Consider the following 11784-nt stretch of genomic DNA (forward strand, 5'->3'; position numbering starts at 1 on the left):
GTATCAGGCTCCCCCTCGCACTTGGTCGAGCAGCATCCACCACGCCGCTTCATTGCTGATGTCGCCGTGCCCGCTGAACACCTTGGACGCGTCGACCGCCACGATCCGTTCGTCGCCGCGCGGGTACGCCTGCCCGACCGACCGCGCCTCGGTCCAGCCGACAGGCGCCGCCGCGTCGTACGGGCCGTAGCCGCCCAGCGCCGCGTACCGACTGGGCGGCTGAGCGGCGATGCGGATCTCGCCGAGATCGTCGGGCCGCCGTGCCGCCCAATGGAAGAACGTCCGCAGTGGACCATCCCGGTCGGTGTAGGTCGTCATGAGTGGCTGGCCGATCCGATCGGTGGCCCGGACGTAGCCGCCGGGCGTACCCCGGCCGTCCACGTCACGAGCGAAGCAGAGGCAGGAGACCGCCGGCTGCAACAACAACGCGGAGTCGACGCTGACCTCCGGCTGCACGCATAGTGCGGAAAGCACCACCTTCGTGCCGTATGAGTGCCCGATGAGCCGGACGGCGGCGTCGGGCCGCGCCGCACGCAGGTCGCGTAGCAACGAGGCGACACCGTGGGCGCCCACTCGGCCAGCGCGGTCTTTCATGATCAGTACAGTGGCGAGGCGAATGAGATTGCGTGGGTCGAGCTTGTCGAAGAAGCCCGCGATCTGCGGGCCGGCCGCGGCCGCGCCTTCGCCCGGGATGGCGCCCTCGTCACCGACGTCGCCGCCCTCGCCCGCCTGGATCTTCGCCCACAATTGCCGCAGCTGCCCCGGCGACGGGTGATCGGCGACGCCCAGCTCGTCCGGCTCGCCGGCGTACACCGGGGCCAGCAGCGCGGCCAGGGCGTCGAGGTCGCCGTCGCCGAGCGGTCCCGGCCGCTGGGCGAAGTCGTAGAGCACGGCCCGGTCGGCGGTAGGCAGGAACGCGGCCACCTCGTCAAGCGCGACCCGGTCGAAGGCGACGTCCTCATCGGATACCGTGCCGGCAGCGATGTCCGGTCCCGCCTCCCACGGCAGGACCAGCGCGGTGCTCGGCCACACGACGCCGACGAGCACCGGTCGGAACGGCCGGTTGATCGGGTAACGGGCCACCAGTTGCCCGAACCCCGCGATGAAACTCCGATAACGGCCCATCGCCGTGGCCCAGTCATTGTTCCAGCCGTGGGAGAACAGGAAGATGTCGGTCACTGTCGGCGAAGCCACCCGGTCGAGAAGGTCTTCGCGCGTAAGCGGGCCGGTGCAGACGCCGTCGCGGTCGAACGGCAGGACGTAGAAGGGCGCCGAACCACCCTCCGGTAGGGGAACCAGCAGATACGGGCCTGTAGGCATCCTCTGGGCAGCCATCGTCACCCTCCGGTCGTCCTCGGATGAAGAAAGGGTCCGCCGAGCGAAGACGGAGGGTCAAGCCATTGTCCTCATCATTACCCATTCCGCTACCTCGGGAGACTGAACAGCGTCATCTGCACTCGAAGGGACCTGCGCCTGGTGATCCCACGTCGGAGTTCATTCCGGCGACGGACACTCATCCGGCGACCAATAATCAACCTCAGAGGCCGCTCCTCCGCTCTGATTGGCTCGGTGCAGGCTCCGTTCAATGAGGGTGCGGCGTACCCCCGCATCGATGAGCGCCTGCGCACGGCGTTCAGGTCGAGCCAAGGGGCGTCGTCCGGGCTGCGGAGGCTTCAATGAGGTGGGCGCGGGGAGGTAAGGCTGGATTACACCTCTTCAAGATCATCAAAGACGAGCCGGCTCCAAGCGTCGTCCAGTAAGGGGTTGCGGTCATTCGGCGCATCGAACGGCCCCAACGCTACCCCCAACTCCCAGTATTGCCGGACCTCGCTCGGATTCATGATCTCAGTAAGCACGCCGCCAACCGACCGCCGCTGGCCGATACCAACCAGGTGCTCGATCTCGCGGACTGACGCCACCATTACGGGCACTTTGGTCGCGGGCAGCAACGGGCGAGCCATGCTGTTGGCGATGTACCAAGGGTCGAGCGTCGCGACCAGGCCCAGGATGGGCCGATCTGTTGGTATGTGTTGAAATTCCGGCAGATTCTGCTGAAGAAGGTCGTAGGTCCGGTTGATCTGATCAAAAGCCTTGCCGAGCGTGGTTTTGTAGTCCGCCTTGGCCGTCGCGTCGGCTGCGCGGACAGCGGCCATCGCACGCCGCGCCTTGGCTTCAACGATCAGCACCATCTCATCGAAGATCACGAACCAATCTGTGCTCTTGTACTCCTGCTTACGCTTGGTGAAGACGACTTCTGGATGCACCGCGGCGTCGGGCAACGTGCCGAACTGCCGGCCGATGTAGTCCTCAAGCAGCTCGCCAAGATCATGAGTAAACGCCACATCCCACCGCTTCAGACCGTCGTAGTACAGCTCGATTGGCGAAAGCCGTCGGCCGACGAGGTGCGGTATGGGCGCAAGCAGTCGACCATCTGGCATCCTGAGCAGCGGACGGGCGTGCAGTGGATTGAACAGGTAGCGGTCGAGGTACGGCAGTTGCTTGGTTGCCTCAACCTGAGCCTTGAACGTGGCGAGGTCGATCGCCATGACCGAGTCGATGACGGACAGTATTTCGTCGCGCGCCACCAGCTCAAGTACCTTTGCGAAATTCGGTTGATCTGGCCACGCGGGATCGAAGAATCCATCGTTTGTCTTAGCGGACGCATACAGAATGAGCGCGATTTCGACGGCCGCACGTGGAGTGGCGCCTAGAAGCTGGCTCATGGTTGCGTCGCTGACGACCTCTAGTTGCCTTCGCCCAGAATAGTCAGTGAAGAACAGTTCTGCGCGAGCCATCTCCTCGAAGATCGACTCCTGCAATGGGAATTGCTCATAGGCCATTCTAGCGAGAATGCCGAAGCCGTCCGCTAGGTCCGGTTGTGAAAGTTCCGGGTTGAGGTTGTTGTACATCTGGCAGGCGCGGCGAATATCATCGTCCGTTGCGATACGTCGCCGATGGCGGTTCCCGTGGGCAATCGACGCCTTGACGATGCCTGCAAGCGCCCACGGCGGTGTAATTCGAAAAGGCAGCTCTTCCGCATTGTCTGGCAGCGAAGACCCGATGCGAGCTACCGACACAATGAGTGCATCCTGATTGAACGCACGTACGAAGTCCGAGAACTCGCTGTAAGTGATCGTAGACGTCGCGTTCATTGCTTCATTATCGCAGCGAGCCTTAACCCTGTCGTCCACATTACGCCCGGCTGCCTCAGGCTGGGACGTGTCGCCGCACAGGCATTCAGTTGCAACGAAGGGACGCCTTTACCGAGCCGGATGCGGACGAGGCGTCGACGGTGAGCAGGTCAAGTGGTTCACGCGCCGAGTCGGCGGCGGATGGTTCGATGTCGCCGCGGTACACCCAGCTGCGTGCGCAAGAACTCGGCCGGCTGCTGCGTCGGTTTCGTACGGAGCCGCACTTGTCGATTACCGACGTCGCGTCCGGGGCCGGCGTGGACACCGTCACAGCGAGCCGGATCGAGGCTGGCGGTCTGCCATGCGACCGGCAGACGGGTGTACGTGTGGCTCAACATCTGTGGCGTGCTGGGCGTCGAGCGTCGCGACGCGATGAATCTCGCCACCGCTTGAGGCAGGCGGTGCGCTGCGAGCGGCTATCTCCCGCGCCAGCCGAGCGCGGAGGTTTCCACGGCGGCGTCGGCCATGCGTTTCGCGGTTCCGGTGGTGAGGTTCTTGCGGGATGAGTCGATCCAGCCTTGGACTTGCTGGTGGCCGGCGGCGCGGTATTCGACGGCCTGGAGGATGCATTCGAGTTTGTCGGCGTCGTGGGCGCAGTGGGCTTCGAGGGTTTCGTTGGTCTCGTACTCGGCCACGGCTTCGCGCACGCTGTTGCCGGCCCGGTCGGGTAGGCAGGCGGTCTGGTCGGCGGTGATGGCCTGTGGGTCGAGGCCGGTGATGTAGGGCCGGGCGGTGTGGGGCAGGTCGCCGGTGCGGGTTTCTTGGGAGTCGTGCCAGATCGCGAGGAGCGCGGCGCGAGCGGGGTCGGCGCCTTCTTCGGCGGCAATGAGGGCGGCGAGCTGGCTGACGCGCAGGCTGTGTTCGGCGACGGATTCGGGGTCTCGGACGACGGCGTGCCACCAGCCGGCGCGGCGTACGCGCTTGAGCACGCCCATCTCGTAGGCGAACTGGACGAGGCCGGTTGCTTGCTGGTCGTCGGTCGAGGCGTCGTCTGCCACGGTGTCGGTCCTCTCGTCAGCGGGCGGCCAGGCGGGCTGCGTACGCAATGTTCGACAACTCTTGCCGGATTCCGGGTCGGAGTCCACCACTGTCAAGAGTGTCGCTCACGGTGGTCAGGGTCCGCTGGCGTAGGTCGGGCCGCTGGGCGAGGAGGTTGGGCCGGGCGAGTAGGAGGTGGGCCAGGGTGTGGACGTTGAGTTCGATCTGGTCGGCGCCGGGTGTGACACGGTTGATCAAGTGGGCGAGCAGGGTCGCGCCGTTCCAGGTGGGTGCGCCGGTGGTCATGAACCGGTCGTCGGTGTGGATCTCGGTGATCTCGCCGACCCAGTACGCCCAGTAGGCGAGGTTGGCGACTTCGTGCTGGTGGTCGGCCAGGCCGAGGCGGACGAAGTCGCTGAGCGCGTCGGGTTGGCCGTAGCGGGACAGGCCGATGGCCGACGAGCGGATCGTCATCCACGAGGCGAGGTCGGGCGGGCGGACGGCGTGGCGCATCGCTCGGGTGTGTTCGGCGGCCAGCCAGTCAACGGTCTGCCTGTTGGCGTCGAAGGACAGCAGGTAGACGGCCTGCCGGCGCAGAAGTGTCTCGGCGGTTTCCTGGTGGGCGTCGGCGATGTGGACGAGGTGCTGCAAGAGGGCGGCCTGATCGCGTGCGAGGAGCACGGGATGGCGGGCGACTGGCCCGCGGCGGGCGGGCTGACTGAGCAGGGGGCGTAGGTGCGTTGGTGTGATGCCGGTGATCGGCCAGGTGATCAGGTTGGTGAGGTCGCGCCGGTGGACCGTCGCGGCGAGCGGGTGCCGGTCGGCGGCGCTGTCGTGCCGGTCGGTGGCGAGTGCGTGATCGATGACGAGGTCGGCTTCGATCGCGTCGGGCAGGACGCCGAACAGCGCCGGGCTGGCGCCCTGGCGGAGTAGGTGGATCCGGTAGCGGGCCAGATCGCCGGCGCGTAGCGCGGTGAGCGGTCGCCGCCCGGACTCCCACGCCTGAATGGATGCGACGTCGACGCCGAGGTCCTCGGCGAGTGCGGTCTGCGTCATCGAGGCGGATTCACGGATGAGCTTCCACAGGTATCCGGTGACGACACCGCGGTGTGATGGCCAACCCCGACTGGGGGTCGGGGTTTCGGCGGAAGACCTCATCGGTTGCCCATCTCTCGACCTTGACGCGCGCTTCTACTCGTACCGACGGTCAGTCCAGATCTGGCTTGAGCTGCCATAACGTCACATATCACGGTGACAGTCACCGATTCCCGATCTGATGGATGATCGCCGGCTGTGACTGCCCCATCACCACTGTGGTCGGTACGGGAAGGCTCCCGCAAGCCTTCCCCTGTGAAGGAGGTAGGCCATGTCCACATCGAGCACGATGCTGCCGGACCCGGCGGCGGTCGGCGTCCGGGCCGCGGAGATCCTCGCCGCGATCGAGGCCGACGAGGCGTACGAGCGGCTGCGCGAGTCGTCAGGCAAGTACGTCGACTGCTGGGCGACGTTCACCGGCTATCCGGTCGTGGCCCGCTGGAACCTCGAAGCCGACAAGGCGGCACTGTTCGGGGAGGCGATGAAGGCGCTGGCGCTGAAGGCGGCCGTGTTCGCGCTGACCGGCGATGAGGTCGCGGCGGAGTTGCTGCTGTCGCTGCCCGTCGACGAGATGACCCACGCGGTCCTGGCCCAGCACAACGTCGTCACCGCCCTGCAGGCGCGGATCGGGGTGCTGCTGCCGCACATGACTGACCTGGAGGAGTTCGGCTGGGAGCCGGGCGACTACACCGCCCAGTGCTACCAGGCGGCCGGCTGGGGCGTCATGAACGACCGCTACTGGATCGGCACCGCCGAGGCCAAGCGGCGCCTGGCCGCCCTCGACCAGAAGTACGCCAGCGCCGGCATCCACGACCTGGGCCGCCGGCACGACTTCACCTTCACCCCGGCCGTGCCCGGTGAGCTGGTCGCGGCTTAGAGCCGGGGCAGTTCGTGGGACATGACCCGCCGCATCGCGGCAACCACGTCCCGCGAGGCAAACCGTCGGGACGCGATGGTCTCCGCCTCCGCTAGCGCGGAGGCCATCCGCCCCTGCGTCGAGGTACGCAGAACCGCGATCAGCCATGCCTCCAGCAACGTCGGATCGTCGGGCAGGACCAGATCCTGAGCATCCGGGGTCCGCAGCGGCGTCGGCACCTCCGGTAGCGACACCCCGGCGGTCGCATACAGACCGGCCGGCAATCCGACCCGGTACGGGTGAACGCACGTCGGGGCACCACTGGCCGCGTTCACCCGCCAGCCCCTGTCCGGGTCGTACCGGTTGTCGGCACCCGGCCGGTCGACCACATCGAACGCGCCGAACCGCAGCAGCTGCGCCGGGCACACCACGCACGTCGCGTCCTGCACCTCGGCCGGCGGCAGATACAGCTCATCGAGCGCCATAAACCCGAGGGTAGAGGAGGACCGGCCGTGGGACATCTCACCAGGCCGCGACACCCGATCGTGGACCGGGCGTTGAACTTGTCTCGGCGCTACTGCGACGGTCAGATCATCGACGACGCGCCCGCGTTCACTCACGCATGCCGGGTCGCGGTCGCGCTCGGTACGCATGATCCCGCCAGTACCCCGGAGATGATCGCCGCGGCGCTGCTGCACGACACTCCCGAGTTCGCCCATCCTGATACCAACCTGAGCGTGGCGCTCGCGTACGGTGTCGCCGACGGCGTGGCACCGCTCGTGCTCGCGGTCCACGACGAACACCAGGCGATGACTTCCGGGACCGCGCCTCGCGTACCGTCGGACGGAGCGGTCACGCGCATCATGGCGGCAGACAAGGTCATCGCCTTTCGTGCGCTGGTCCGCCGGGCCAGTCGCTCGCCTGACCCTGTCCACTTTTGGAGCCACCGTGAAGGGCTGCGCAAGCTGATGCCCTGGTTCGCAGAGTGGTCCGCGCTGGCGGCGCCAGGATTGCCGCCATCCTTGCGCGGCCAACTTACACAGTCGTACGCACAGCTGTCCGCGGCGATGAGCGGCGCCCCATCCGCTTCAGCCGCAAGATGAGGCCGCCTCGAAGGCCGAGGACGCCGAGTCGGATCGAGCCCGGCGGCTGGGTCATGGTCGAAGTGCGGCCGGACGGCGTCGAACGTCACGACGCGATGGATCATCCCGTCAGCTGACGCTGGCCGTGACGCACGACGCCATGCTGGCGGCCGCGGGCCGAACCGCGCTAGCGCGAGCGTGACCCCAGGCTGTAGGCGCACATGCGCCTGCACCGGCCTGTCCATGTGGTCGGGCTTCGCATGATGCCCTTGACCTGTGCCTAGCGGCCGCTTCAGCGTCTATATAGGACAATGTGCGATGTCAAGATGCTGTCAGAGTATGACTCCTGGTAGATCGGCTACCCAGTCTTGGTGGCTTCGCCGATGCCTTCGACCACCGCAAACGCTCTTGATCAATGATCTTACGGTGGGTATTGTGCTCGTTCTTCGGACACGGCTCGCATCAGAGACGCTCTTGCGTTCCCGGGCGGTGAAGCCTTCGGCGGCGTGCGGGCCACGCGGGTCCGTTCGGGCGGTTGGCCGGGTGGCGGCCGGCTGTGCACATGGGGGTATGCGATGGGTAGCGACGATGGGAAGAGGCGGCATCGGCTCGATAGGTTTCGTTCCGTGCAGGTGAGCAAGATGCTGCGAGAGGCACGGTTGCGCACCCGCGCCGACGATCACTCCGAGTTGGCGGGGTCGCGTGCCGGACGGCGGTTTTCGTACCTCAGCCAGGAGGAAGTCGCCGAGCTGGCGGACATCTCGATCCACTGGTACGCGATGCTGGAACGCGGCGAGCTGTCGAAGGTCTACTCCGACGACTTCCTGCATCGAATTGCTTCGGTACTCAACCTGGTGGATGACGAGCGCCTGACGCTGTTTCTCCTTGTCGAGCATCGCTCGCTGGGCTCTCGGGTGCGTGGGGGCATGGAGGCCAACGACCGGGGGCGCGAGCGTCTGCGAGAGTCGCCGCTCCTCGGGATCTTGGGCCCTCTTCCGTATCCGACCGTGATCACGGATTCCACCTGGCTGGTTCTCGCGGCCAATGACGACTTCTACGGCTGGTTCCCCGGCGCGCGTCGACAGGGCAACCTGATGAGGATGATGCTGACCGACGAGGTGACGCGAGCACAGCTGGTCGATTGGGAGACGGAGCACGCGCCGGCGTTGGTCGCCCAGCTGCGGGCCGAGCTGACCAAGCGGCCCGATGATCCGGCGCTCAGGGAGTTCGTGCTGAGCATCATCGAGGCCAGTCCTTTCTTGGACCGCCTGTGGGAGACCCAGACGCGTTGCGAGTTCGTCGAGAACGGCCGGCGTTACACCGTGCTGCTGCCGGGCTCTGCGCAACCGATCACGGTGGTGGTCTCGGCGTTGCGGCCGCAGGATTCGCCGGGCCTTGTCGTGCGGGCGTACGTACCCGTGGATGCGTTTCGCCCCGACCTCGTCGTAGCGGAGCCGGACGCGCTCGCCTAGCCGGTCGGATGCATTGGCGCGCAAGGTGAGTGCGCCTTCGGTCTGTGGCGGGAGGATCCCGGAACGCGCCGAAACGTACGGGGGCGGAGCGTTCCGGGATGCCTGTCGGGCGGATCGCGGCCGTGGCTCTCGACGCACGTCCGCCCGGTCCCCCGAAGTCAGTCCCTTTTGGCTGACCTGTTCATCGTGACGTACGGGATTGCTTGCGGCCAGCCATGTTTGACGTAAATCACACCGTGCGTTTAATTTAACGCACTGGTGTGTTTAGCTATCGACGCGGCCTGCTTGGTGGCGTGGGCGTCGAGGTGGGCCGGTAGCCGCCGACCGGCACGAAAGTGTGCAATCGCAGACCCAGGCGTCCATCCAATGTGGCTGACACAATTTCGACCTCGGTCTCGGCGGGCGCATCAGGTAGGAGCACTCGCCGGACGTGGCGGTCTTCGCCGAAGCTGACGCGGGGGTTGACCTTCCACATGACTCGCGCTTCGCTGCTGCTTTCGAGGATCGTCTTAAGCGTTTCTTGTAGCAGCTGGCAATGCGGGGCGCGGGCGTACTGGATGCGCAGGTGGGCCAGCGAGTTGCGGGCGACGTGCGACCAGTCCAGGAACTGGGTGCGCGCGCCTGGGTTCGTGAACAGCCAGACGAAGAGGTGATTCGCGGTGCGCTGGCTGGGGAACCAGGCGAGGCTACTGTGATTGCGGGCGAGGATGGCACCGGCGTGGTCGAGGATGTAGGCCGGCCAGGCGTGCGTGTCCAGGATGACGCGGGCGCCGGGGCTGAGGTGCTGGATGCCGCCGACGGACAGTTGTGTCGGCGCATGGCCGGTGGCGAGCAGGAACATGGTCTCCCGCTCGGCGATGTCGAGGTCGAGCATGGCGGCGACGCGTTCGAGGAAGGCCACGCTGTAGCCGTTCGGCTCGCCGGTCTCGAAGGAGCGGTACCAGGCGGGTGATACGCCGCAGACGGCTGCTGCGTCTTCGACGGTGAGGTAGCCGCTGCGGCGGGGGCGCTGCGACAGTTCCGGGAAGTCGGGAAAGTCGTGCGGCGTGCGGCGCATCCGCCAGGAGCGAAGCAGCGCCGACAAATCCGACCGCGTGTTCAGCCAGCTCAAGTCGTAGTCGCTGATCGATCCCACCTGGCACAGCAGCTCGCGGTCGGGGCCCGGGTTAGACGCCAGGATGGCGCGACGCGGGCGCGCCACGGCCTTGCGTCTTCTGGCTCCTTCACTTCGTGCGACAGCCATCTGGACTCCCCGCGCGGATCGCGACGGCTCGCGCACCCGCACGGGCGAGCCGGAAAAATGAAGCATCTAGCATGAGCCTCGATTTGATGGCTTGTCAACTATGAGGCCTGGAACCTGGAGAAGGCCGCCTGACCAGGGCCAACAACGTCGCTCCATTATGGATTCGCTCTTGATCGCATACGGCTTCTCCGCAGGTGAGTAGCTTCCTGAGTAGCCGTCCGAGTACCGGTGTGATGGCCGCCTCAAGTGGCCCGGTGTGGCATCCTGACCTGCTCGTCTGTTCCTACTCCGGTGAAATCGCAACTCTCAGTTGCTGTTGGCGCGCGCCTGTTCAGGGCAGGCTGATCATTGGAGGTGCTGCCCAGAGCGGGTGTGCGCCTCTGGCATCACAACATCGGGGGTGGCTATAGATGCCGGATGACTTCGTCGGAGGGGGAATTGCGCATGGTGTGCTGGGCCGGGTCAGCTCGGCACCGCTGTTGTTGGCTACCAGCCGTCTGCGCACGTTGCGGTTTCGTTTGACAGCAGGCGTTTGGGTCGAGACAGACGACCCGTACGTGGTGCTGGAGGTTCCCGAAGACGAACTTGCGCTGTGGGGGGCTGGTTTCGAGACGGCGTTGGACGGCATCGTCGAGGTCGTGCCGAATCCCCATGCGACCGTCGAGCGGTACGAGGACATGATCGTGCTGATGCTGCACGGCGAGGGGTTCTGGACACCGGCGCCGTTCGGGGATTGGCCGCGCGACGGGGAATGCGACGTCGTTGTGGTGTCACGTGGGCGGCTGCCGCCGGAAGGTCATCCCGATCGAGAGATGCTGCTCGCCGATCTGATCAACAGCGGTCAGGCGTACTTCTCGATGGTGACGATCGAGCCTCGCGGCGCATGCGAGTTGCCGTGACCGCGCAATGCTGTCCGCAGGTCGGGCCCTCTAGACACTTTTCGGGGTGGGGGTCAGGGTGGTCGTGGTGGAGATAGACCCGTTCCGGTGAGGAAGCCATCGATGAGGCCGGTTCGGTACTGCATGCGTTTGAGGCGGTTCTTGACCGCGGCGGTCAGCGCGGTAGCGGTACGGGCGGACAGGTTGGCCAGGCTGCGTTTCATCGCTGACCACACCTTCTCGGCGGGGTTGAGTTCCGGGGCGTATCCAGGCAGCCGGTAGACGCGCAGCCACGGCCGGGCAGCGATCAACATCCGCATGCGGGCCGAACGGTGCGCACCCAGGCCGTCCCACACAAGCACGATCGGCCCGCCGAGTTGCTGATGGGCGGCGTCGACCAAAGCGGCGAAGTCGTTCTCCCGGAAGCCTTTCGGTTCACCTTTACGACCGCGGGAGGTGATCGTGCGGTAGATCAGCCGGCTGCGGTCGCCGGGCCGGTAGCAGACCATCCCGGCCACCGACACCCGCGCGTTACCGGCCGCGGTCACCTTCACCACCGGCGTCACGCCACGCGGTGCCCAGGTCGTGGCCTTGGCCGCCCGCAGCGTCTGACCGCACTCGTCAGCGAAGCAGATCCAGGCGTTCAGCCGTGTCGCGACTCTTTTAGCGCCGGCCACTGATAGCGGCGCCACCGGGCGATGGCCTGCTCGTCGCGTTCGATCGCCCGGTGGATCGGCTGCTGCGGGGGATAACCCAGCCGCCGCATCGCCTGCCACACCGTGGTGACACCCACCCGGACATGGAACATGACCGCGATCAGGTCACCAATACGCGCCAGGGTCCAGCGTTGGTCCTCGCCATGCCCGGCCGCCGCCGGACCCAGCTCCAACCGCGCCTTCAACCTGGCCAACTGCTCATCGGACAACTTCGGCTCCGGACCCGCAGCACCCCTGGAAGCCAACGCCTGCACACCACCGGCCAGCCACGCC

At 66.3% G+C, this 11784-nt stretch carries 13 protein-coding genes; 5 read left to right on the plus strand and 8 right to left on the minus strand.

Going from position 1 to position 11784, the window contains the following annotated elements:
• Positions 1–3: 3 nt before the first annotated feature.
• The gene (locus tag G401_RS0137680; protein ID WP_157546757.1) at positions 4–1335 is read right to left on the minus strand and encodes an alpha/beta hydrolase; all 1332 of its coding nucleotides are present in this window, start codon (positions 1333–1335) and stop codon (positions 4–6) included.
• A gap of 371 nt (positions 1336–1706) precedes the next feature.
• Positions 1707–3152: a hypothetical protein gene (locus G401_RS0137685; RefSeq protein ID WP_157546758.1), complete on the minus strand. Its 1446-nt coding sequence runs from the start codon at positions 3150–3152 to the stop codon at positions 1707–1709.
• Between the two features lie 188 nt (positions 3153–3340).
• On the opposite strand from G401_RS0137685, the gene G401_RS58730 reads away from it, so the two are divergent.
• Positions 3341–3697 carry a helix-turn-helix domain-containing protein gene (locus G401_RS58730; protein ID WP_407636970.1) on the plus strand — a complete coding sequence of 119 codons (357 nt, stop codon included), beginning with the start codon at positions 3341–3343 and terminating at the stop codon, positions 3695–3697.
• On the opposite strand, the gene G401_RS0137690 is transcribed toward G401_RS58730, so the two are convergent.
• The gene (locus G401_RS0137690) at positions 3608–4126 is read right to left on the minus strand and encodes an HD domain-containing protein (protein ID WP_157546761.1); all 519 of its coding nucleotides are present in this window, start codon (positions 4124–4126) and stop codon (positions 3608–3610) included. The genes G401_RS58730 and G401_RS0137690 overlap by 90 nt on opposite strands.
• 79 nt (positions 4127–4205) lie before the next feature.
• Positions 4206–5327 (minus strand): helix-turn-helix domain-containing protein, encoded by a 1122-nt coding sequence (locus G401_RS51170; RefSeq protein ID WP_064741954.1) that lies wholly within the window; start codon positions 5325–5327, stop codon positions 4206–4208.
• A 208-nt stretch (positions 5328–5535) separates the two neighbouring features.
• Between G401_RS51170 and G401_RS51175 the strand changes: the two genes are divergently transcribed.
• Positions 5536–6141, plus strand: a complete 606-nt coding sequence (locus tag G401_RS51175; protein ID WP_051367854.1) for a hypothetical protein — start codon at positions 5536–5538, stop codon at positions 6139–6141.
• Here G401_RS51175 and G401_RS0137705 read toward each other — a convergent pair.
• The gene (locus G401_RS0137705) at positions 6138–6605 is read right to left on the minus strand and encodes a hypothetical protein (protein ID WP_051367856.1); all 468 of its coding nucleotides are present in this window, start codon (positions 6603–6605) and stop codon (positions 6138–6140) included. The two genes, G401_RS51175 and G401_RS0137705, sit on opposite strands and share 4 nt — an antisense overlap.
• 27 nt (positions 6606–6632) lie before the next feature.
• Here G401_RS0137705 and G401_RS53855 point away from each other — a divergent pair, with 27 nt between their 5' ends.
• Both G401_RS53855 and G401_RS0137715 read left to right on the plus strand, forming a co-directional pair.
• On the plus strand, positions 6633–7223 hold the full coding sequence (locus G401_RS53855; RefSeq protein WP_157546759.1) for a hypothetical protein: 591 nt from the start codon (positions 6633–6635) through the stop codon (positions 7221–7223).
• Between the two features lie 605 nt (positions 7224–7828).
• Positions 7829–8674, plus strand: coding sequence for a helix-turn-helix domain-containing protein (locus G401_RS0137715; RefSeq protein WP_027346555.1), 846 nt, complete (start codon positions 7829–7831; stop codon positions 8672–8674).
• Positions 8675–8942: 268 nt separating this feature from the next.
• Here the strand turns inward: G401_RS0137715 and G401_RS0137720 are convergent, their stop codons facing one another.
• Entirely contained in the window at positions 8943–9917 is a 975-nt protein-coding gene (locus G401_RS0137720) for an MmyB family transcriptional regulator (protein WP_169734301.1), read from the minus strand.
• A 410-nt stretch (positions 9918–10327) separates the two neighbouring features.
• Here G401_RS0137720 and G401_RS0137725 point away from each other — a divergent pair, with 410 nt between their 5' ends.
• Positions 10328–10816, plus strand: a complete 489-nt coding sequence (locus G401_RS0137725) for a hypothetical protein (protein WP_157546760.1) — start codon at positions 10328–10330, stop codon at positions 10814–10816.
• Between the two features lie 53 nt (positions 10817–10869).
• Here the strand turns inward: G401_RS0137725 and G401_RS0137730 are convergent, their stop codons facing one another.
• Entirely contained in the window at positions 10870–11487 is a 618-nt protein-coding gene (locus G401_RS0137730; protein ID WP_322787779.1) for a transposase, read from the minus strand.
• The coding region (locus G401_RS0137735; protein WP_027346559.1) for a winged helix-turn-helix domain-containing protein at positions 11439–11784 on the minus strand (346 nt) is incomplete at its 5' end. The genes G401_RS0137730 and G401_RS0137735, both read right to left, overlap by 49 nt.

This window comes from Hamadaea tsunoensis DSM 44101, from assembly GCF_000428945.1.
In the GTDB taxonomy this organism is placed as follows: Bacteria; Actinomycetota; Actinomycetes; order Mycobacteriales; family Micromonosporaceae; genus Hamadaea; species Hamadaea tsunoensis.